General features: G+C 68.1%; 21 protein-coding genes. 13 read left to right on the plus strand and 8 right to left on the minus strand.

Annotated features, from left to right (window positions below):
* Positions 1–85: 85 nt before the first annotated feature.
* The 5 genes from PJ250_RS20175 to PJ250_RS20195 are packed head-to-tail and all read left to right on the plus strand — an operon-like array spanning position 86 to position 4,779.
* Positions 86–721 (plus strand): PepSY-associated TM helix domain-containing protein, encoded by a 636-nt coding sequence (locus tag PJ250_RS20175; RefSeq protein WP_271646415.1) that lies wholly within the window; start codon positions 86–88, stop codon positions 719–721.
* A 21-nt stretch (positions 722–742) separates the two neighbouring features.
* Positions 743–1,270 carry a DUF2271 domain-containing protein gene (locus PJ250_RS20180; protein ID WP_271646416.1) on the plus strand — a complete coding sequence of 176 codons (528 nt, stop codon included), beginning with the start codon at positions 743–745 and terminating at the stop codon, positions 1,268–1,270.
* Positions 1,271–1,314: 44 nt separating this feature from the next.
* Positions 1,315–2,127: a DUF4198 domain-containing protein gene (locus PJ250_RS20185; RefSeq protein ID WP_271646417.1), complete on the plus strand. Its 813-nt coding sequence runs from the start codon at positions 1,315–1,317 to the stop codon at positions 2,125–2,127.
* A 49-nt stretch (positions 2,128–2,176) separates the two neighbouring features.
* Positions 2,177–3,157: an FAD:protein FMN transferase gene (locus PJ250_RS20190; RefSeq protein ID WP_271646418.1), complete on the plus strand. Its 981-nt coding sequence runs from the start codon at positions 2,177–2,179 to the stop codon at positions 3,155–3,157.
* Positions 3,154–4,779 (plus strand): flavodoxin domain-containing protein, encoded by a 1,626-nt coding sequence (locus tag PJ250_RS20195; RefSeq protein WP_271646419.1) that lies wholly within the window; start codon positions 3,154–3,156, stop codon positions 4,777–4,779. Before PJ250_RS20190 ends, PJ250_RS20195 begins: the two co-directional genes overlap by 4 nt.
* A gap of 180 nt (positions 4,780–4,959) precedes the next feature.
* Here the strand turns inward: PJ250_RS20195 and PJ250_RS20200 are convergent, their stop codons facing one another.
* Positions 4,960–5,565, minus strand: coding sequence for a HutD/Ves family protein (locus PJ250_RS20200; protein ID WP_271646420.1), 606 nt, complete (start codon positions 5,563–5,565; stop codon positions 4,960–4,962).
* 249 nt (positions 5,566–5,814) lie between these two features.
* Entirely contained in the window at positions 5,815–6,156 is a 342-nt protein-coding gene (locus PJ250_RS20205) for a ComEA family DNA-binding protein (RefSeq protein WP_271646421.1), read from the minus strand.
* Positions 6,157–6,391: 235 nt separating this feature from the next.
* On the opposite strand from PJ250_RS20205, the gene PJ250_RS20210 reads away from it, so the two are divergent.
* Together PJ250_RS20210 and PJ250_RS20215 are read left to right on the plus strand one after the other, a co-directional pair.
* A complete protein-coding gene (locus PJ250_RS20210; RefSeq protein WP_271646422.1) occupies positions 6,392–7,882 on the plus strand; it encodes a M20 family metallopeptidase in 1,491 nt (496 codons plus the stop codon).
* 119 nt (positions 7,883–8,001) lie between these two features.
* Entirely contained in the window at positions 8,002–8,286 is a 285-nt protein-coding gene (locus PJ250_RS20215) for a GlsB/YeaQ/YmgE family stress response membrane protein (protein ID WP_271646423.1), read from the plus strand.
* 81 nt (positions 8,287–8,367) lie between these two features.
* Here the strand turns inward: PJ250_RS20215 and PJ250_RS20220 are convergent, their stop codons facing one another.
* Positions 8,368–9,666, minus strand: coding sequence for an MFS family transporter (locus PJ250_RS20220; RefSeq protein ID WP_271646424.1), 1,299 nt, complete (start codon positions 9,664–9,666; stop codon positions 8,368–8,370).
* 233 nt (positions 9,667–9,899) lie between these two features.
* A complete protein-coding gene (locus tag PJ250_RS20225; RefSeq protein WP_271646425.1) occupies positions 9,900–11,309 on the minus strand; it encodes a mannose-1-phosphate guanylyltransferase/mannose-6-phosphate isomerase in 1,410 nt (469 codons plus the stop codon).
* An 86-nt stretch (positions 11,310–11,395) separates the two neighbouring features.
* On the opposite strand from PJ250_RS20225, the gene PJ250_RS20230 reads away from it, so the two are divergent.
* Together PJ250_RS20230 and murU are read left to right on the plus strand one after the other, a co-directional pair.
* Positions 11,396–12,412 (plus strand): aminoglycoside phosphotransferase family protein, encoded by a 1,017-nt coding sequence (locus PJ250_RS20230; RefSeq protein WP_271648720.1) that lies wholly within the window; start codon positions 11,396–11,398, stop codon positions 12,410–12,412.
* Positions 12,409–13,152 carry an N-acetylmuramate alpha-1-phosphate uridylyltransferase MurU gene (gene murU, locus PJ250_RS20235; RefSeq protein WP_271646426.1) on the plus strand — a complete coding sequence of 248 codons (744 nt, stop codon included), beginning with the start codon at positions 12,409–12,411 and terminating at the stop codon, positions 13,150–13,152. The genes PJ250_RS20230 and murU overlap by 4 nt, the downstream gene beginning before the upstream one ends.
* A gap of 39 nt (positions 13,153–13,191) precedes the next feature.
* Here the strand turns inward: murU and hda are convergent, their stop codons facing one another.
* Genes hda through PJ250_RS20250 form a run of 3 tightly spaced genes read right to left on the minus strand, consistent with a single transcriptional unit; the run spans position 13,192 to position 16,137 of the window.
* Positions 13,192–13,887: a DnaA regulatory inactivator Hda gene (hda, locus tag PJ250_RS20240; RefSeq protein ID WP_271646427.1), complete on the minus strand. Its 696-nt coding sequence runs from the start codon at positions 13,885–13,887 to the stop codon at positions 13,192–13,194.
* Positions 13,884–15,035 carry an AI-2E family transporter gene (locus tag PJ250_RS20245; protein WP_271648721.1) on the minus strand — a complete coding sequence of 384 codons (1,152 nt, stop codon included), beginning with the start codon at positions 15,033–15,035 and terminating at the stop codon, positions 13,884–13,886. The genes hda and PJ250_RS20245 overlap by 4 nt, the downstream gene beginning before the upstream one ends.
* A 31-nt stretch (positions 15,036–15,066) precedes the next feature.
* Positions 15,067–16,137: a DUF2066 domain-containing protein gene (locus PJ250_RS20250; protein ID WP_271646428.1), complete on the minus strand. Its 1,071-nt coding sequence runs from the start codon at positions 16,135–16,137 to the stop codon at positions 15,067–15,069.
* Positions 16,138–16,312: 175 nt separating this feature from the next.
* Here PJ250_RS20250 and purM point away from each other — a divergent pair, with 175 nt between their 5' ends.
* Genes purM through PJ250_RS20270 form a run of 4 tightly spaced genes read left to right on the plus strand, consistent with a single transcriptional unit; the run spans position 16,313 to position 19,545 of the window.
* Positions 16,313–17,347, plus strand: coding sequence for a phosphoribosylformylglycinamidine cyclo-ligase (purM, locus tag PJ250_RS20255; protein WP_333909529.1), 1,035 nt, complete (start codon positions 16,313–16,315; stop codon positions 17,345–17,347).
* A 52-nt stretch (positions 17,348–17,399) separates the two neighbouring features.
* Positions 17,400–18,074 carry a phosphoribosylglycinamide formyltransferase gene (gene purN, locus PJ250_RS20260; RefSeq protein WP_271646430.1) on the plus strand — a complete coding sequence of 225 codons (675 nt, stop codon included), beginning with the start codon at positions 17,400–17,402 and terminating at the stop codon, positions 18,072–18,074.
* Complete coding sequence (locus tag PJ250_RS20265) at positions 18,074–18,853, plus strand: DUF3108 domain-containing protein (protein WP_271646431.1); 780 nt, start codon at positions 18,074–18,076, stop codon at positions 18,851–18,853. Before purN ends, PJ250_RS20265 begins: the two co-directional genes overlap by 1 nt.
* Before the next feature lie 2 nt (positions 18,854–18,855).
* Entirely contained in the window at positions 18,856–19,545 is a 690-nt protein-coding gene (locus tag PJ250_RS20270; RefSeq protein ID WP_271646432.1) for a DUF3108 domain-containing protein, read from the plus strand.
* A 49-nt stretch (positions 19,546–19,594) separates the two neighbouring features.
* On the opposite strand, the gene PJ250_RS20275 is transcribed toward PJ250_RS20270, so the two are convergent.
* Positions 19,595–19,921 carry a hypothetical protein gene (locus tag PJ250_RS20275; protein ID WP_271646433.1) on the minus strand — a complete coding sequence of 109 codons (327 nt, stop codon included), beginning with the start codon at positions 19,919–19,921 and terminating at the stop codon, positions 19,595–19,597.
* Positions 19,922–19,973: the final 52 nt, after the last annotated feature.

A 19,973-nucleotide genomic window follows, 5' to 3' on the forward strand; every position in this document is an offset into this window, starting at 1 on the left:
GGCCCGCGCTGCCATCGCGTCAATTGAGACCGATTCTCATTCGTGATGTAATCCAGATCCGTTTCGTCCCGAGCATCCCTCCCCCTTGTCCCAGGCTTCCCCCCCTCTGTCGGCCCAGCAGCGCCGCGGCTTCTGGCTGCGCACGCTGCATCAGTGGCACTGGATCAGTTCGGCGGTGTGCCTGATCGGGATGCTGCTGTTCGCAGCCACCGGCATCACCCTCAACCACGCGGCCAGCATCGAGACCCAGCCGGTCGTGACCCAGCGCACCACCACGGTGCCGGCGGCACTGCTGAAGTCGCTGGGCGATCGTCAGGACGGCAACGCGCCCCTGCCGCGCGTGCTGGCCGACTGGCTGGACAGCGAGCTGGGGACCAGCACGGTGGGACGCAGCGCCGAATGGTCGGCCGACGAGGTGTACCTGTCCCTGCCCCGTCCCGGTGGCGACGCCTGGCTGGCCCTGACCCGTGACACCGGTCAGGTGGAGTACGAATCCACCGACCGCGGCTGGATCTCCTACCTCAACGACCTGCACAAGGGCCGCAACGCCGGAACCGCGTGGAGCTGGTTCATCGACGTGTTCGCCGTGGCCTGCCTGGTGTTTTCGCTCACCGGCCTGCTGCTGTTGCAACTACATGCGCGCCAGCGGCGCCTGACCTGGCCGATGGTCGGCCTGGGCCTGTTGCTGCCGCTGTTGCTGGCGCTGATCTTCATCCACTGATTCGACAAGGACTGGCGTGCCATGACAAAGACCGTTCCGATCACCCTGACCATCGCGTTGAGCGGTGCGCTGGCCCTTCCGGCGTATGCGGCCGAGCTGCAGATCAAGGTGGAGATTCCCACGCTCAACGTCGCCGAGTACCACCGCCCCTATGTGGCCGTATACGTGGAAGGCGCCGACGGCAAGGCAGCCGCCGATCTGGCAGTCTGGTACCAGAACAAGGACACCAAGGAAGGGCATGGCACCAAATGGCTGCCGGACCTGCGCCAGTGGTGGCGCAAGTCCGGGCGTGCGCTGGACCTGCCCGTCGACGGCGTGACCGGCCCGACCCGCCCGGCCGGCGTGCAGACCCTGGACTTCGCCAGCGATGCGCCGCAGCTCAAGGGCCTGACGCCTGGCCAGTACAGCCTGGTGGTGGAGGCCGCGCGCGAGGTCGGTGGACGCGAGCTGCTCAAGATCCCCTTCACCTGGCCGGCGACCGCCGCCCAGGCCGGCAAGGCCCAGGGCAAGACCGAGCTGGGCACGGTGTCGCTGGCGCTCAAGCCCTGAGCTCATCCCTTTTCCGTTCCTGCTTTCCTCTAGGAGTCATCCGCATGAAGCGTCCCCTGATCCTGGCGTTGGCCCTGGCTGCGGCCACGGCCTCGTTCTCTGCCGCCGCACACAAGGTGTGGCTGCTGCCCTCGGGCACCACCTTCGCCGGTGCAGATCCGTGGCTGTCGGTCGATGCGGCGGTGTCCAACGACCTGTTCTACTTCGACCACGTGCCGTTGCGCCTGGACGAACTGTCCATCACCGCCCCGGACGGCAGCACGGTGCAGGCGCAGAACGAGAGCACCGGCAAGTACCGCAGCGTGTTCGATGTCCCGCTCGCGCAGGAGGGCACCTACCGGGTGGCCATCGCCGGCGACGGTCTGTTCGCCACCTGGCAGGACGCTGATGGCAAGCGCAAGCGCTGGCGCGGCGATGCGGCCGGTTTCGCCACCGAAGTCCCCAAGAACGCCAAGAACCTGCAGGTCTCGGAGAACGCGATGCGGGTGGAGACCTTCGCCACCCGCGGTGCGCCCAGCGACACCGCGCTCAAGCCCAGTGGCAAGGGCCTGGAGCTGGTCCCGGTCACCCACCCCAACGACCTCTACGCTGGGGAGGCCGCGACCTTTTCCCTGCAGATCGACGGCAAGCCGGCCGCAGGCCTGGAGGTTTCGGTGATCCGCGGCGATACGCGCTACCGCAACGCCCAGGAAGAAATGAAACTCACCACCGACGCACAGGGCCGCTTCACGGTGACCTGGCCGCAGGCAGGCATGTACTGGCTCAACGCCAGCAGTGAGGACGACAAGCCGTCCCTGAAGCAGGCCAGCCGACGTCGGCTCAACTACGTGGCCACCCTGGAAGTGCTGCCGCAGTAGAACCGCACCGCGCATGCCTGCCATCTGCTCCCCCCACGCGCCCGTCTCGATGCCCGCCGTGCCTGCCGATGTCCGTCCCCGGGAACTGGTCCGGCTAGGGGGCCACACCATGGGCACGACCTGGTCGGTGCGCGTGGCCGTGCCGGTGGGACATGACCTGCACGCGCTGCATGCGGCGCTGCAGGTGCCGCTGGACCGGGTCATCGCGCAGATGAGCACCTGGGTTTCCGACTCGGACCTGTGTCGCTTCAATCGCGCCGCGCCGGGCACCTGGCACCCGCTACCGGACGAATTCGCCAAGGTCATGCGCTGTGCGCTGCGCATCGCGCAGGCCACGGACGGCGTGTTCGATCCCACCTGCGGGGCGCTGGTACAGGCCTGGGGGTTCGGCGCCGGTGGCGGCACGCCAGGCGTGCCGTCGCAGGCACGCCTGGCCGCCGCGCGCGCCCGGCCCGGCTGGCGACAACTGGCCTGGCAGACAGACGAGCAGGACATCCTGCTGCAACCCGGCGACGTGCAGCTCGACCTGTCGGCCATCGCCAAGGGCTATGCGGTGGACCTGGTGCTGGACACGTTGCAAGCCCGCGGCCTGCCCGATGCGCTGGTCGAGGTCGGCGGCGAACTGGCCGGCCGCGGTCGCAAGCCCGATGGCACGCCGTGGCGCGTGCTGGTGGAAACCGGCAGTGACGAGGACGCCTTGCTACCGCCGCGCGTGCTGGCCCTCGACCACGCCGCGGTCGCCACGTCTGGCGATCGCTGGCATCGCTTCGATCAGGCAGGCAGGCGCTACGCACACACGCTCGACCCGCGCCGCGGCCATCCCGTCGAGCACACAGCCGCGGCCGTCACCGTGCTCGGCAAGAGCGCCATGGAAGCCGACGCGTGGGCCACCGCGCTGACCGTGATGGGCCCGGAGGCCGGCCTGGCCTTCGCCCGGGCGCACGGGCTGGCCGCGCGTTTTGTGGTCCGCGGCCGGCAAGGGGTGGAAGAACACCTGAGTCCGGGTTTCGAAGCGGCGCTGGCCCCGTGACCCCGGCCGCGCGCGCCTCCGGCCCGTGGGCGGCGCTGGGCAATGGATTGGTCCTGCTCCTGCTCGTCGCCCTGGCCGTGGCCTTGTCGCGCTGGCAACCCGGTGCATGGTGGCAAGGACCGCCGCCGCCGAGCCGTTGGGCCTGGGCAGCGCTGGGCCTGGCGGCGTATGCCGCCTTTGCCGGCTGGACGCTCTGGCGCACGCGCCGTGCGCCACTGCCGCAGGCCGACACCATCGACGCGCAGACGCTGCTGCTCGTCCATGCCAGCCAGACCGGCTTCGCCCTGCAACTGGCCGAGCGCAGTGCGCAGGCGCTGCGCTCGGCCGGCCTGGATGTGCATGTGCAGCCGTTGTCAGTCGTGGACGCCGCAAGCCTGGGCCGCTATCGCCGTACGCTGTTCGTGGTCAGCACCACTGGAGAAGGCGACCCGCCTGACCCGGCCCTGCGCTTCGTGCGCGAGGTCATGGGCACGCAGGTGCCAATGCCGCACCTGGCGTACGCCGTCCTGGCGCTCGGCGATGCCAGCTATGCGCAGTATTGCGGCTTCGGACGGCAGCTGGACCAGTGGCTGCGGGCGCAGGGCGCGACCCCGCTGTTCGACCGGGTCGAGGTCGACAACGCCGATGACGGCGCCCTGCGCCATTGGCAACACCATCTGGCGCGGCTGTCCGGCAGCGAGGAACCCGCCGACTGGCTTGCCCCCCGCTATGGCGCCTGGACGCTGTCGGCGCGCACGCATCTCAATCCGGGCAGCCTGGGCGGCGCGGTGCACCACGTGGCGCTGCGCGCCGAAGGCCCGTGCCCCGACTGGCAGGCCGGCGACCTGGTGGAACTGGGACCCGAGCACCCGGCCGCCGAGGTACAGGCCTGGCTGGGTGCCCATGGCCTGGACGGCACGCAACCCGTCCATGTCGATGGACTCACCGTGCCGCTGGCGCGCGCGCTGGCCCGTCGCCAGCTGCCGGCGCAGCCGCCGACCCGCGTCCCCCAGGCCCTAGTCGAAGCCCTGCCGCTGCTGCCGCACCGCGAATATTCGATCGCCTCTTTGCCCGCCGACGGTGAGGTCCACCTGCTGGTGCGCCGGATGCTGCGGCCCGATGGACGTCCAGGCCTAGCCAATGGCTGGCTATGCGAGTCCGCGCCGCTGGGTGCCACCATCGCGCTACGCCTGCGCGCCAATCCCAATTTCCATGCCCCCGCTCCCGACGTGCCGCTCATCCTGATCGGCAACGGCACGGGCATGGCCGGACTGTTTGCCCTGCTGAAGGCGCGCATCGCCGCAGGCGCCCGGCGCAACTGGCTGCTGTTCGGCGAACGCAGCGCCGCCTGCGACCTGCACTGCGGGCAGGCGCTGCGGGCCTGGCAGGAGGACGGCTGGATCGAACGCCTGGACCTGGCGTTCTCGCGCGACCACGACGCCCCGCACCACTACGTGCAGGACGCGCTGGCGGCCTCCGCGGAGCCCCTGAAGGCCTGGCTGGACGCGGGCGCGTGCGTGATGGTCTGCGGCAGCCTCAAGGGCATGGCGCCGGCGATCGATGCCTGCCTGGAACGCCTGATCGGGGCGGATGGCAGGCAGGCGCTGATCGAACAGGGACGCTACCGGCGCGACGTCTACTGATCCGCAGGAAATTCACCCACACGCGGCCGATCTGTCACAGGCAAACGGCTGGTCGCTTCACCCGCCGGCCGAGACCGCCCCGGGACCACTCCGACGCCAACTGCAGGCGCGTGCCCAGCCCATGCGTGGGCGCGTCCAGGATGCGGGCCGCCGCGCAGCGCTCGCCGCCATGCGCCTGCCTCAGGCGGGCGTGCTGAACTTGATCGCGATCAGTTCCCCGCCCCCTTCCAGGGCATAGCGCACCCGGCCCGGCGTGCCGTACAGCAGCGCGGTGTCACCCGCCCACAGCGGTGGGAGGCCTGAGGCGGCATCGAAGCGCGCCTGGCCGGCCAGCAGGTGGATCGCCCAGTGCGTGCACGCATCGGCGAAGAAGAACATCGACCCGACCAGTGGCCGCAGCAGCAATTCGGCATCCACCGCTTCGGGGCGCCACATCAGGTTGAAGTCGTGCGTCGGCCCATCCACCAGTTCACCCCGCAATGGGCGCGCCCCACTGAAGCGATGGCGGTCGTGCGGAGGCAGCAATGCGACCTGCTCGCCATCGTCAAAGCACAGGCGCACGCCGTTGCCGTGCAACAGGACCAACTCGCGTTCGACACCGGGGAAGGCCGAAAATCCGGCATCCCGCTCGATCTCGGCGATGGACAGGCGCCAGTCCCAGGCCTCACCCGGATGCGAGGCGGCGATCTGCCGCGTCCAGCCCTGGCCGTTGCGCCAGCGCTCGCGACGGTATTCGTTGGCAGGGATCACCCGTGTGACCTGCGCGGGAAACGGCGTCTGGATCATGCCTGCCAGTGTAACGACGGTCCACAAACGCAGAACCGCCCGGGTGCGTGCGGCGCACCCGGGCGGCGTACTTCCCTGTCGGCATCCAGCCTGTCTTCCGGCATCCAGCCTCCCCTCTTCCGCCATCCAGCCGGTGGCGTCGAGGTCCTACTTCCCTGTCGGCATCCCTGCCCTGTCAATCAGGCGTCCTGCCCCATGCAGGGTGACGTCGGTGCATCCTGCTCCCGCCACCCTTGACTCGTCCGTGGATCAGCGGCGCGCCACCGGCTTGGCCGGGGCTGCCGTGGCAGCAGCGGCCGGACGCTTGGGCGCCGCGGCCGAACGACCCACTTCAATGCGATCACGGTTCTTTTCCACGGTCTTCAGACCGATGCCCTTGACCATGGCCAGTTCCTCGGCGCTCTTGAACGGGCCGTTGGTCTTGCGGTAATCGACGATGGCCTGCGCCTTGCTCGTGCCGACGTTGACCAGGACGGCATCCAGCGTGGCCGCATCGGCGGTATTGATATTGACGCGGTCGGCTGCCTGCGCGGCGGTGGCCAGCAGCAGGGACAGCAACAGCGACTTGATGAGGATCGAAACGGACTTCATGGCAACACTCCTTGTAAGCGATGAGGTGATGGGACCGCGTCCGGGCGAGGTGTGACCGTGTCCCGGTGTGCACAGTCTCCGCCTCACCCAGGTCCCACCCTATCGGCGCAAGGCGTCCACCGCTGCCGGACGACGCCCCGTGCGCGGGTAGGAAAACCCCTACACCGGCGCTTTGCGAACGCCTTGTCCGGAGGGCGGGCGTAAACTGGGCCGCATTTCCCGTTTCAGGATTCCCATGGACAGCGCCCGCCTTGATCAGTTCGTCGACGGACTGTGGGACGAGCAAATCGTTCCACAGCTGGTCGACTACATCCGTATCCCCAACAAATCCCCGATGTTCGACACCGACTGGGTCAAGCACGGCTACATGGACCAGGCCGTGCGCCTGATGGAATCCTGGGCCCGTGCGCAACCGATCGAGGGCCTGCAGGTCGAGGTGGTGCAACTGGAAGGGCGCACGCCGCTGATCTACCTGGAGATCCCGGCCTCGGGCGCCGAGACGGGCGAGGACTGCGTCCTGCTCTACGGGCACCTGGACAAGCAGCCGGAGATGACCGGTTGGGACGATGACCTGGGCCCCTGGACGCCGGTGATCAAGGGGGACAAGCTCTACGGGCGCGGCGGCGCGGACGATGGCTATGCGATCTTCGGCTCGCTGGCCGCGGTCATGGCGCTGCAGGCGCAGGGCCTGCCACATGCACGCTGCGTGGTGCTGATCGAGGCCTGCGAGGAATCGGGCAGCTACGACCTGCCTGCCTACGTCGATCACCTGGCCGAGCGCATCGGCAAACCGTCGCTGGTGGTCTGTCTGGACTCGGGCTGTGGCAACTACGAGCAGCTGTGGTGCACGACCTCGCTGCGTGGGCTGGCCGGCGGCAACCTCACGGTCAAGGTGCTCAGCGAAGGCGTGCACTCCGGCGATGCTTCCGGCGTGGTGCCCTCCAGCTTCCGCCTGCTGCGCCAATTGCTCTCGCGCCTGGAGGACGAGGACACCGGCCGGATCGTGATCGAAGACCTGCACGTGGAAATCCCGGCCGAGCGCCTGGAGCAGGCCGCCAAGGTGGCCGAAGTCCTGGGCGATGAAGTCTTCACCAAGTTCCCGTTCCTGCCCGGCATGTCCCCGATGAACCCGGAACGCACCGAACTGGTCCTCAACCGGACCTGGCGGCCCGCCCTGTCGGTGACCGGCGTGGACGGCATGCCGCCGCTGGCCTCGGCCGGCAACGTGCTGCGCCCGCATACGGCGGTCAAGCTCTCGCTGCGCCTGCCCCCGACACTGGACGGCAAGCGCGCCGGCGAAATCCTCAAGGAGGTGCTGCTGCGCGACCCGCCCAACGGCGCCAAGGTGGAGCTGACCCTGGAGAAATCATCTTCGGGCTGGAACGCACCGGCGCAGGCGCCGTGGCTGAGCGCGGCCATCGAAGCCGCCTCGCAGGCGACCTTCGGCAAGCCGGCGATGTACATGGGCGAAGGCGGCTCGATCCCGTTCATGGGCATGCTGGGCGAGAAGTTCCCCGGCGCGCAGTTCATGATCACCGGCGTGCTGGGCCCGCACTCCAACGCGCATGGCCCCAACGAATTCCTGCACATTCCCATGGGCAAGCGCGTGACCGCCTGCGTGTCGCACGTGATCCACGCCCACCACGCCGCCAGCGTGGCAGGCCTGACCACCGGCGTGGCGGCGGCGGCCAGCACCCAGGAGCGCGGGGAACACGGCTGCTGCTGAGTCCGACAGCAACCGAGGAATGACGAACACGGCCGCTGCCAGCGCGGCCGTTTTCACATCCCGCAGGCACCGCGCTGGGCACCCTCCGCCTCGGTGACACCGGAAGGAGACCGCGACAGATGGATTCCCTCTTCGGCAGCGACAGCTGGCTCTACATCATCCTGGTGGGCTTCGTCGTCGGCCTGCTCGCGCGCGTGATCACGCCGCACAACGCCCGCATGGGCTGCCTGCTGACCATCCTGCTCGGCATCGCCGGCGCGGTGCTGGCGGGATGGTTCGGCCGCAGCATGGGCTGGTATGCGCCAGGCGAACCGGCCGGCTTTATCGGGGCGCTGATCGGCGCGGTGGTGATCCTGGGACTGACCAGCCTGTTCACCCGCCCCATCCGCAACGGCCGGCGCTGACGCACCGATGCCGTATACACAACAACAAAAGGGCCATCCCTGACGGATGGCCCCTCGTGCGCGTGCTTGGCCGTGCGATCGCTAGTGATCGTTGTGCAGATAGGACGGGGTCTTGGGCAGGCGCAGACTGACCAGGAAGGCAATCAGCATCATCACGGTGACATAGACGAAAAACCCACTCTCGTGGCCCAGGTCCTTGAACTGCAGGCCGACATATTCGGCCGAGCCCCCGAAGATCGCGTTGGCCACCGCATAGGACAGTCCCACCCCCAGCGCACGCACTTCCGGCGGGAACATCTCGGCCTTCACCAACCCGCTGATGGAGGTGTAGAAACTCACGATCGCCAGCGCCAGCACGATCAGCGCAAAGGCCACCACCGGGCTGTGGGTGCCCTTGATCACCGCCAGGATCGGATAGGTCGCCAGCGTGCCGAGCCCACCGAACAGCATCATCGAATGCCGGCGCCCAATGCGGTCGGCGATCATGCCGAACAGCGGCTGCATGCACATGTAGAGAAACAGCGCGCCGGTCATCACCAGGCTGGCGGTCTTCGCCTCCAACCCGGTGGTGTTGACCAGGTACTTCTGCATGTAGGTGGTGAAGGTATAGAAGATCAGCGAGCCACCGGCGGTGTAACCCAGCACGGTGAAGAAGGCGCCCTTGTGATGGCGGAACAGGCTGCGCAGGGTGCCGGCCTCCTTGTTGTCGCGGTCCTCGGCGCGGCTGGTCTCATGCAGCGAGCGGCGCAGCATCAGCGACACGACCGCGGCGATAGCGCCCACCACGAATGGCAACCGCCAGCCCCAGGCCTTCAATTCGGCCTCGCTGAGGAATTGCTCCATGATCACCACCGTCAACACCGCCAGCAGCTGGCCGCCGATGAGCGTGACGTACTGGAAGGAAGCAAAGAATCCGCGTTGGCCACGCAGGGCGACTTCGCTCATGTAGGTGGCGGTGGTGCCGTACTCGCCGCCGACCGACAGTCCCTGGAACATGCGGATGACCAGCAGCAGGATCGGCGCGGCCACCCCGATGCTGGCGTAGGTCGGCAACACCGCGATGCCCAGGGACCCGGCGCACATCATCAGCACCGAGATCAGCATCGCGCGCTTGCGGCCCAGCCGGTCGGCGATGCGCCCGAACATCCAGCCGCCAATGGGTCGCATCAGGAAGCCGATCGCGAAGACGCCGGCCGTCTTGAGGTACTGCACGGTGCTGTCGCCACCGGGGAAGAACGCGCTTGCGAAATACAGCGATGCGAAGGCGTAGACGTAGAAGTCGAACCATTCGACCAGGTTGCCGGAGGACGCGCCGATGATGGCGAAGACGCGCTTGCGCTTCTCCTCGGCCGAGTAATGCGGATGGGAAGTTGCTGTCATACAGTGCCTCGTGGAGGTGTTGCAGGAAGCGACGCTCGCGGCAGCCAACGCCAGTCTTGCGCCATGCCTGGCTGAGAAATGCGCGCATGATCGAGCGCGCTGGGTGAGCGCGCCGCGACGATGGGCAGCGTAAACGTTGAAGGCCCGCCAATTGGCGGGCCTTCGACCATCAGGTGATTCGATCTTCGAAAAATTCCGGGCGATGTTCGCACATCGCCACGGACATTCGCGGATCAGCCTCCGGCGCGGCCGTACTGGTCCTCGAAGCGCACGATGTCATCCTCACCCAGGTAGCTGCCGGACTGCACTTCGATCAGCTCCAGCGGCAGGCGACCGGGATTCTTCAGGCGATGCGTCACGCCCAGCGGGATGTAGGTGCTTTGGTTCTCGGTCAGCAGGATGACCTCATCGCCGCGCGTCACCTCGGCGGTGCCACTGACGACGATCCAATGCTCGGCACGGTGGTGGTGCATCTGCAGGCTCAGCGTTGCACCGGGATTGACCGTGATGCGCTTGACCTGGAAGCGCGCGCCCATGTCGATCGAATCGTAGGCGCCCCAGGGACGATAGACCTTGCGATGCAGGACCGCCTGACTGCGCTGGTCATGCTTGAGCTGGGCCACGACCTTCTTGACGTCCTGCACGCGGTCCTTCTTGGCCACCAGGATGGAATCGTCGGTCTCGACCACGACCACGTCATCCAGGCCCACCAGCGCGACCAGGCTTTCGGCGTAGACATAGCTGTTGTGCGTGTCGATGGTGATGACATCGCCTTCGCAGGCGTTGCCATTGTCGTCCTTGTCGGTCACGTCCCACAGCGCCGACCAGGAGCCGACGTCGTTCCAGCCAACGTCCAGCGGGAGCACCTTGGCATCGGCGGTCTTTTCCATCACCGCGTAGTCGATCGAATCGGACGGCGAGGCGGTGAAGGCCTCCTTGTCCAGGCGGATGAAATCGCCATCGCGCTTGGCCTGCTCAAGCGAGTCCCTGACCGCGGCCACCATCTCCGGGTTGAACTTCTGCAGTTCTTCGATGTAGCGGCTGGCCTTGAACAGGAACATGCCGCTGTTCCAGTAATAGCCGCCCTCGGCCAGGTACTTGGCCGCCGTCTCTGCATCGGGTTTCTCGACGAAGCGCTGCACCGGCTGGACGCCGGTGCCACTGGCCGCCTGGATGTAACCGAAGCCGGTTTCCGGATGGCTGGGCACCACGCCGAAGGTCACCAGCGCGCCGGACTCGGCCTCAGGGGAGGCCTGCTCCACTGCATTGCGGAAGGCCTCCGGATTGGTGATCACGTGGTCCGAAGGAAGCACCAGCAGCAGCGGATCCTCGCCGTCCTCCAGCGCGCACAGCGCGGCGGCGGCGATGGCCGGTGCAGTATTACGCCCGACCGGTTCGAGCAGGATGCGCGGCTGCGGTGCGCGGATCTCGCGCAGTTGCTCGGCCACCAGGAAGCGGTGGTCCTCGTTGGCTACCACCAACGGCGGCAGCGAGGTCAGCGGCTCCACCCGGCGCCACGTCGCTTGCACCATGGTGTCCTCGCCGCCCAGCGGCAGGAACTGTTTTGGATAGGCCTCGCGCGACAGCGGCCACAGGCGTGTACCGGAGCCGCCCGAGAGCAGCACGGGTTGAAGCTTCGTCATGTTCAGGAATCTCTCGCGTGGGGGGATGCGACTGCGCAGTGTACCCTGCGCACCCGAACCTTAATGCGACATGGCGCATGAACAACATGTCATTCCCCCCGCCAGACAGCGCGCGCCAGGCGCAGCGACTGGCCTGGGCGCGCGGTGCGCTGGATGCATCGGACGCCGGTCTGATCCGCGCCAGTATCGACGCAGGCCAGCGCAGCTACTGGCGCACCATCGGCCCCCCCACATCCCGCATCGTGATGGATTCCCCGCCGGGCCTGGAGGATGTCCGGCCATGGCTGCACTGGCACGCGGTGCTCGATGCCGGCGGCGTGCGCGTGCCGCAGATTCTCGCCCGTGACGTGGAGGCCGGTTTCCTGCTGCTGGAAGACCTTGGCCAACCGACGCTGGCCCAGCGCCTGGCCGCCGATCCGGCCGATGCCGACGCGTGGTTCGACGCAGCCATTGACCAGTTGCTGCGCCTGCAGACGATCACGCCACCAGAGGGCACCGGCGTCTTCGGCGAGGCCCTTCTGCAACGGGATGCGGGACTGTTCGAGGAATGGTTCCTTGGCCGGCATCTGGGCCTCACCCTGGACTGCGCCGCCAGCGACGGCCTGGAGCTGGTGCAGCGGCGCCTGATGGACAACGCGCTGTCCCAGGCCCAGGTGTTGACCCACCGCGATTTCATGCCGCGCAACCTCATGCCCGTAACGCCGGGACCGGCGATGCTGGATTTCCAGGACTGCGTCCGGGGCCCGGTGGCCTACGACGCGGTCAGCATGCTCAAGGACGCCTTCCTGAGCTGGCCGCTGGCGCGCGCCGACGGCTGGCTGCTGCGCTACCACGCGCGCGCCGTGGAGGCCGGCGTTCCCGTGCCGGCCTCGCCGGAGGTCTTCCTGCGCGATGCGGACTGGATGGGGATCCAGCGTCATCTGAAGATCCTGGGCATCTTCTGCCGGCTGCACTATCGCGACGGCAAATCGCAGTACCTGCCGGATCTGCGACGCTTCATCGCCTACCTGGACGAAGTGCTGCCGCGACACCCACAGCTCGCCCCGCTGCAGGCACTGCTGGACACGCAGATCCGCCCCGCCCTGGAGCGCCGCCCCGCATGAAGGCGCTGGTGTTTTCCGCCGGGCTGGGCGAACGCATGCGGCCACTGACCGACACCACGCCCAAGCCGCTGCTGCAGGTCGGGGGTCAGCCCCTGATCGCCTGGCACCTGCGCAAGCTGGCGGCGATGGGCATCACCGAGGTGGTGATCAACCTGAGCTGGCTGGCCGAGCAGTTCCCGCAGGTCCTGGGCGACGGCAGCGAGTACGGCGTGCGCATCGCCTGGTCGCACGAAGGCCTGGTGCCCCTGGAAACCGGCGGCGGCATGCTGCACGCCCTTCCGCTGCTGGGCCACGCGCCCTTTCTGGCGGTCAATGGCGATGTCTGGACCGACCTGGACTTCACCACCCTGCCGCGCGAACCAGCCGGCGAAGCGCACCTGGTGATGATCGACAACCCGCCGCACCACCCCCGCGGGGATTTCCATTTCGAAACCGGCGACCGGCTGCTGCCCCGCCGCGATGGCGCGGCGAACTTCACCTATTCCGGGATCGGGGTCTATCGTCCCAGCCTGCTGCGCGACTGGCACAAGGTCTTCGAGGCCAGCACCAGCCCAGGCCTGGACGGGCAACCGCCGCGCTTTCCCCTGGCGCCCCTGCTGCGCGCGGCCATGCAGCGCGGCGCGGTCAGCGGCCAGCATCACCGTGGACGCTGGACCGATGTCGGCACGCCGCAGCGCCTGGCCGAACTCGACATGCAATTGGCTTCGGAGACCGGCGACAGGGTCACGCCGCCAGGCTGATCTTGGCCCATCGGGTCAGCCAGCAAAGCGCTGAAGGGCTCAGCCCTCGGCGAGCACCTGGCGCAGGAACGGGACGGTGACCCGCCGCTGGGCGGCCAGCGAGGCGCGATCCAGGCGTTGCACCAGGTCGACCAGCTGGGCGGCTTCGCGCGGGGTGCGGGTCAGCATCCAGTCGACTGCGGCGTCTTCCAGCACGAGCCCGCGACGCGATGCACGGTCGCGCAGGAGAGCCGCGCGGCCCACATCGTCCAACGGGCGCAACACGATGCGCGCGCATTGGGACAGACGCGAACGCAGGTCCGGCAGCAGCAGACCGATCGCATCGGGGAGATCGGCAGCGGTGTAGAGCAGGCCGATCCCGGCACTCCGGGCACGATTGTGAAAATCGAACAGGGCGACCTCGTCGGCGCGCTCACCGGCCACGGCTTCCAGGCCATCGAGCACCACCAGGGCGTTGCCTTCCAGTCCATCGAGCGCCTGTTGGAGACGACCGCGTGCCGCCTGCAGTGGCAGGTAGGCCGCCGCGCGCCCGACCTCGGCGGCGGCGGCGCAGGCCGCCAGCGCCAGATGGGTCTTGCCGGCACCGGCAGCCGCGGACAGATAGAGCCAGTCCGACTCCGGCGCCTGGGCCAGCGCCGCCACCTGCTCCAACGCGCCGGCCGGTGCGCCGATGAAACTGTCCAGGCGCTGGTCCGGCGGCGTGCGCAGGGCCAGGGGCAACTGTGGAACGGTCATGGCGTGTTCGCGTCGTCCACGGGTTCGGCCACGACCTGACCAGCATCGAGCAGGATCGTCGGCGTGCCGCCCGCGTAGAGTTGGCTGTGGGTATAGCGCTCGTGCGCATAGCGCAACAGCACGTTGACCACGGCGGCGATCGGCAGCGCCAGCAGCATGCCGAGGAAGCCGAACAGCTGCCCGCAGGCCAGCACCGCAAAGATCACGGCTACCGGATGCAGGCCAATGCGGTCGCCGACCAGCTTGGGCGTCAGCACATAGCTTTCGATTACCTGGCCAACGCCGAACACGATGGACACCAGCACCAGGTGCTTCCAGTCGCCGTACTGCATCAGCGCGGCGATCAGGCCCATGAGCACACCGCTGATCGGCCCCAGGTAGGGCACGAAGGTCAACAGGCCGGCGACGATGCCGATCAGGATGCCCAGATCCAGCCCCACCGCCCACAGGCCCGCGCCGTACAGCACGCCCAGGATGATCATCACCAGCAGCTGTCCGCGCAGGAAGCCGCTGAGCACCGCGCTGGACTCGGCCGCCAGCCGGCTGACCGTGCCGATGTGGTTGCGCGGCACCATCGAGGCGACGCGGCCGACGATCAGGTCCCAGTCGCGCAGGAAGAAGAAGGCGATGACCGGGATCAGCACCAGGTTGGCCATCCAGCCAAACAGGGCGAAGCCCGAGCGCGAGACATAGCCCCACACCGTCTTGGCCACGCCGCCAGCACGCTCCCAGTTGCTGCGCAGCAGCTCCCAGATGTGGCTGAAATCCAGGTAATCGGCGATGCGAACGCTGAACCTGTTCTCGATCCACGGCACGGCGGTGTCGTAGAACCACTGCTGGTAGCGCGGCAGCGAGCGGACCAGCGTTGCCACCTGGTCCTGGATGGTTGGCACCAACAGCAACATCACCACCACGACCGCCAGGGTCATCACGCAGAACACCACCACCACCGAGGTGTTGCGCGACCAGCCGCGTTCCTCGAGCCGGTCCACGAGCGGATCGCCCATCCAGCCCAGGATCGCCGCGCAGGCGAACGGGGTGAGCACCGGCGAGAGCAGCCACATCAGCCACACCACGGCCACGCCGAGCGCCACCCACTGCAGGCGGCGCAGGAACTGGGCGATTTCCTGCTGCGGGTCTTCGATGATCATCTGGGTACCGTCCTGGTCGCGCGAGGGCTTACTTGATGTAGAACACCGGTGGGTCGCCGTCGCCGCCGACCACCGGGCCGTCATCGCCCAGCATGCGCTTGAGCCCGTCGATGCCGCTCAGCAGGTCCAGGTCGACCTCCATCCGGTCCCCATCCACGCGCACCGGCGCGATACGCCGCACCACCGGCGCCTGCTGCAGCGCAGCCGACAGCCGCAGGTAGTCCTCGGTGCTGCGGATGCCGGCGAACACCACCCGATAGGTACCCGCCTGTCCACCCACCGCCTGCTTGGCGTAGCGCTTGACCAGCGCATCGGCGGCGCCATCGGCGCCGCTGGCCATCGCCTGCCGTGCATCGGCGTTGTCGGCCGACCAGGTCGCCAGGACCTTGCCGTTATCGACGAAATTCCAGTCGGCGACCCAGCCGGACTTGCCCCGGTAGAGCTTGCCGATCAGCTGCATCGGCGGCGCATAGCGCGCCGAGGCCCGCGCCACCGCCGCGGTATCCCCACGCCCGATGGCGCCGACCAGCGCTGTCTCGGCGGCCGTCCCCTGCGGCAGTCCCAGCCTGAAGCCGCGATCCACGGCCCGATCCAGCAGCGAGCGCACCGCGGCCGACTCCTTGACCGTCACCAGGCGCGGGCCGCTGCCATCGTCGATGGACAGCCATACCACTGGCTTGGGCCGCGGCTGCGGCCACACCGACAGTCCCAGGACGCTGGCCAGCACATCGACCTTCTGCTGATCGAAGCGCACCACCAGGGTGGTCCGGAAGGTCGGCGCGCCGCTGGCCGAGGTGCCCTGGTCCTGGCGATAGTCGTAACTTTCGACGTAATCCTTCGCATCGCGCAGGCCGGCGGCCACGCCCGGGCGCGAGATGGCCCCGGCATCGCCACTGACCTTGGCCAGCACCTGGCCCAGGGCGCGGGAGAACCCGCCATTACGGTCCGCCTCGCCCTGGCTGGCGACCGTCGCCTCGGCCTCGTACAGGCCCTGGGCCTTGGCGACGTCGCCCTCGGTCCGCAGGCCGTCCTGCGCCGAGGCGGCAAACGCGCAGAAAAAGAGAAAAACGGCGGCGGCGAAAGCGGGGAGACGGCGCATCGAGCGTCCTGTAGTCGGCAAATCCGGGGGAATTGTTGCCCGAATGGCCCATCGCCGCCAGCACGGAACGTTCACGCGGGCAGCGAAGCGACCCATGCATCCCTTAAAATGCGCGCCCGACCTTCTTTCACCGGCCCGCCTCGTGACCCAGTCCAACCCGCCCGCCTCCACGCCCCTGACCTACCGCGACGCGGGAGTGGACATCGATGCCGGCAACGAAGTGGTCGAGCGCATCAAGCCCCTGGTCAAGCGCAGCTTCCGCCCGGAGGTGATGGGCGGCCTGGGCGGCTTCGGAGCGCTGTTCAACCTGTCGGGTAAGTACGCCGAGCCGGTGCTGGTCTCCGGCACCGACGGGGTGGGCACCAAGCTCAAGCTGGCCCAGCAGTTGGGTCGCCACGACACGATCGGCATCGATCTGGTCGGCATGTGCGTGAACGACGTCCTGGTCCAGGGCGCCGAGCCGCTGTTCTTCCTCGACTATTTCGCCACCGGCAAGCTGGACGTGGAGACCACCGTGGCCGTGGTCGGCGGCATCGCCAAAGGCTGCGAGCTGTCCGGCTGCGCCCTGATCGGTGGCGAGACCGCCGAGATGCCCGACATGTACGCCCCGGGCGACTACGACCTGGCCGGCTTCACCGTGGGCGCGGTTGAAAAGGCCGACATGCTCGACGGCAGCGCGGTGAGCGAGGGAGACGTGCTGATCGGCCTGGCCTCTTCGGGCGCGCATTCCAACGGCTATTCGCTGATCCGCCGCATCTACGACCGCGCCGGCCGGCCGGGCACGCTGGACATCGGCGGGGTCAGCCTGGAAGACGCGCTGATGGCGCCCACCACCCTGTACGTCAAGCCGGTGCTGGAGTTGCTGCGCACGCACGGCGCCGGGACCGGCAAGCCGATCCACGCCATGGCCCACATCACCGGCGGCGGCCTGACCGAAAACATCATCCGCGTGGTCCCCGAAGGCCTGGGCCTGGACATCGATGCCTCCTCTTGGCCCCTGCCGCCGCTGTTCCAGTGGCTGCAGCGCGAAGGCGCGGTGGCCGATGCGGAAATGTGGCGCACCTTCAACTGTGGGATCGGCTTCGTCCTGATCGCCGATCCGTCGAGCGTGGCGGCGTTGGAGGCCAGCCTGCAGGCCGCCGGCATCGGGCACTGGCAGATCGGCAAGGTCGTCCAGGCCGGCACCGGCGAGCGCGTGCGGATCGGCTGAGTCGCTGCTTGCCTAACCGCTTCTTCCTCCAGGCATGGCAGGCCCTGCACACGTGAGCCATCCGCGCATCGCCGTGCTGGCCTCCGGCCGTGGCAGCAACCTGCAGGCGATCCTCGATGCGATCGCCTCCGGGGCGCTGCGGGCGCGACTGGCCGGGGTGTTTTCCGATCGCCCGCAGGCTGCGGCCCTGCACCGCGTGCCGGCGGCACTGCGCTGGAGCGCCAAGCCGGCCAGCTTCGAAAGCCGCGACGCTTACGAACAGGCCCTCGGCGATGCCATCGCCGCCTCCGGCGCCGACTGGATCGTCTGCGCCGGCTACATGCGGATCCTGGGCGATGCCCTGATCCAGCGCTTCGCCGGACGAATGCTCAACATCCACCCTTCCCTCTTGCCGCGCCACCGGGGGCTGGGGACCCATGCCGCCGCGCTCGCCGCCGGCGATGCCGAACACGGCTGCAGCGTGCATTTCGTCATCCCTGAACTGGATGCCGGTACGGTCATCGCGCAGGCGCGCCTGGCCATCGCGCCCGGGGAAACCCCCGAGCGCCTGGCGCAGCGTGTGCTGGCGCTGGAACATCTGCTGCTGCCGGCGACGCTGAAGCTGGCGGTTTCCGGACGCCTTGCTGAACGTGGCGGCACGGCCCTTGTCGATGGTCAGCCGATGTTTACGCCGCTGACACTAGATTCCACCAACGGGCTCGCGCCCCTTCCTCGACCGATTCCGTGATGACCAAGCTGTTGAGCGGCCTCGTGTTCCTTGCCTGCGCCGCACCCGCCTTTGCCCAGCAAGCCCCCGCCAGCCCTTCCCCGGCCACGCCTGTCGAGGTCGGGGCCGCGCCATGGAAGCTGGAGCCGTTCACCGCGACCTATGAGGCCTGGTACAAGGGCAAGCGCGCCGGTGATGCGACGCTGCAGGTCGTCCATAAGGCCGGCAACCAGTGGCGCATGGACCTGGAGATTCATGGCGATCGTGGCGTAGCCAGTCTGCTGCGGCTCAACATCCAGCAAAGCACCGTCTTCGATGTCACCGAGCTGCCCACCACCACCGTGCTGCGCCCGCTCAGTCAGAGCACGGTGCGCAAGGCCATCTTCGGCGACAAGGAGATGACCGGTGCGTATGACTGGTGGAAGAATCAGGCGACCTGGACCGGCAAGATCGATCCGGACCGTCAGGCACCCGTACCGCTGCAGCAGGGCGACATGAGCTCGCTCCTGCTGGACCTGGCCATCATGCGTGACGCCCGCCCCGGCGCGGCGCTCGATTACCGCGTCGTCGACAACGGGCGCGCCAAGGAATACACCTACAAGGTCGCCGCAGACACCGAGATCGTGCCGGTCGGCGAACTGAGTTATGACGCCATGCGCGTCGAACGCACCAATGCCGGCGACCGCGAGCAGGTGTTCTGGGTCGCCAGCGGCGTGCCCACGCCGGTCCGCATGCTCCAACGCAATGATGGCGAGGATGCCATCGACCTTCGCCTCATCGACTACCAGGGAGTGCAATGACCATGAACCCCGCCATCTCGCGTCCACTCCAGGCCCTCGCCGCCACTGCCGTGCTGGCGCTGACCGCCGTGCCCGCCTTTGCCATGGACGCCTTCACCGCGACCTACCAGGCCAGCGCCATGGGCATGCAGGGCAATGGACAGATGACCCTGGCGCCGCAGGGCGCCGGCAAGTGGAAGTACGACATGTCCGTGCGCAACCAGCTGGTCAACCTCAGCCAGTCCACCACGTTCGAGGAGAAGAATGGCCAGCTGCGCCCGTTGACGTCCAGCGACTCGTCGGTGGTCCTGGTCAAGAGCAAGTCGGTCAAGACCAACTACAACTGGGACAGCAAGCAGGCGACGTGGAGTGGCGACATCAAGGACAACCGCAAGGGACCGGTGCCGCTGCAACAGGGCGACATGGACGCCCTGCTGATCAACCTGGCCATCGTGCGCGATGTGCACGCGGGCAAGCCGCTGCGCTATCGCATGCTGGAGAACGGCAAGGCGCGCACGCTGAGCTACCAGATGGATGGCAAGGAAACCATCAACATCGCCGGCAAGCAGGTCACCGCCACCAAGGTCAGCCAGGCCGATGGCGACAAGCAGATGATCGTCTGGGTAGTGCCGGACATGCCCGTGCCGGCGCGTATCCTGCAACGCGAGGACGGTCGGGATTCCTACGAGCTGACCCTGACCTCGTTCAGATAGCGCGCGGCCGCCACTCAATAAAGAAACGCCGGGCAATGCCCGGCGTTTTTCATTCCTTTTTTTCCGCCTCGGCCGGCTGCACCTCGGTCCGGCACTCGACCCGGATTTCCTTGCCGCTGCCGCGCCAACGGTAGGTGGTGCAGGTGCGGTTGCCGTCGACCTGCTTGTCGGCCACCACCGCGTAGTACGCCTGGGCAATCTCCATCCCGGTGACCTGGCCATCGCCATCCCAGTCCATGTCCTTGGTCTGGATGCCGCTCAGGCCGGCCGCGCCGATCCAGCCCATCCACGTCACCGCCAGCAGCGCGATCACCAGCAGGACGATCAGCGCCCGCCGCCGGCGCGAGACATGCAGTCGCGAGCGCAGCGTGCTCATGCGCCTGCTCCGCGTGGTGACGATGGAATCGATGGGAAACGGACCAGTGACA

The sequence above is a fragment of the Pseudoxanthomonas sp. JBR18 genome, assembly GCF_028198165.1.
GTDB lineage: Bacteria > Pseudomonadota > Gammaproteobacteria > Xanthomonadales > Xanthomonadaceae > Pseudoxanthomonas_A.

Bases quoted from the DNA above. Each gene is read 5' to 3' on its own strand.
- PJ250_RS20180 (WP_271646416.1), top strand. From the start codon at position 743: ATGACAAAGACCGTTCCGATCACCCTGACCATCGCGTTGAGCGGTGCG.
- PJ250_RS20185 (WP_271646417.1), top strand. From the start codon at position 1,315: ATGAAGCGTCCCCTGATCCTGGCGTTGGCCCTGGCTGCGGCCACGGCC.
- PJ250_RS20190 (WP_271646418.1), top strand. From the start codon at position 2,177: ATGCCCGCCGTGCCTGCCGATGTCCGTCCCCGGGAACTGGTCCGGCTA.
- PJ250_RS20200 (WP_271646420.1), bottom strand. From the start codon at position 5,565: ATGATCCAGACGCCGTTTCCCGCGCAGGTCACACGGGTGATCCCTGCC.
- PJ250_RS20205 (WP_271646421.1), bottom strand. From the start codon at position 6,156: ATGAAGTCCGTTTCGATCCTCATCAAGTCGCTGTTGCTGTCCCTGCTG.
- PJ250_RS20210 (WP_271646422.1), top strand. From the start codon at position 6,392: ATGGACAGCGCCCGCCTTGATCAGTTCGTCGACGGACTGTGGGACGAG.
- PJ250_RS20215 (WP_271646423.1), top strand. From the start codon at position 8,002: ATGGATTCCCTCTTCGGCAGCGACAGCTGGCTCTACATCATCCTGGTG.
- PJ250_RS20220 (WP_271646424.1), bottom strand. From the start codon at position 9,666: ATGACAGCAACTTCCCATCCGCATTACTCGGCCGAGGAGAAGCGCAAG.
- PJ250_RS20225 (WP_271646425.1), bottom strand. From the start codon at position 11,309: ATGACGAAGCTTCAACCCGTGCTGCTCTCGGGCGGCTCCGGTACACGC.
- PJ250_RS20230 (WP_271648720.1), top strand. From the start codon at position 11,396: ATGTCATTCCCCCCGCCAGACAGCGCGCGCCAGGCGCAGCGACTGGCC.
- murU (WP_271646426.1), top strand. From the start codon at position 12,409: ATGAAGGCGCTGGTGTTTTCCGCCGGGCTGGGCGAACGCATGCGGCCA.
- hda (WP_271646427.1), bottom strand. From the start codon at position 13,887: ATGACCGTTCCACAGTTGCCCCTGGCCCTGCGCACGCCGCCGGACCAG.
- PJ250_RS20250 (WP_271646428.1), bottom strand. From the start codon at position 16,137: ATGCGCCGTCTCCCCGCTTTCGCCGCCGCCGTTTTTCTCTTTTTCTGC.
- PJ250_RS20265 (WP_271646431.1), top strand. From the start codon at position 18,074: ATGACCAAGCTGTTGAGCGGCCTCGTGTTCCTTGCCTGCGCCGCACCC.
- PJ250_RS20270 (WP_271646432.1), top strand. From the start codon at position 18,856: ATGAACCCCGCCATCTCGCGTCCACTCCAGGCCCTCGCCGCCACTGCC.
- PJ250_RS20275 (WP_271646433.1), bottom strand. From the start codon at position 19,921: ATGAGCACGCTGCGCTCGCGACTGCATGTCTCGCGCCGGCGGCGGGCG.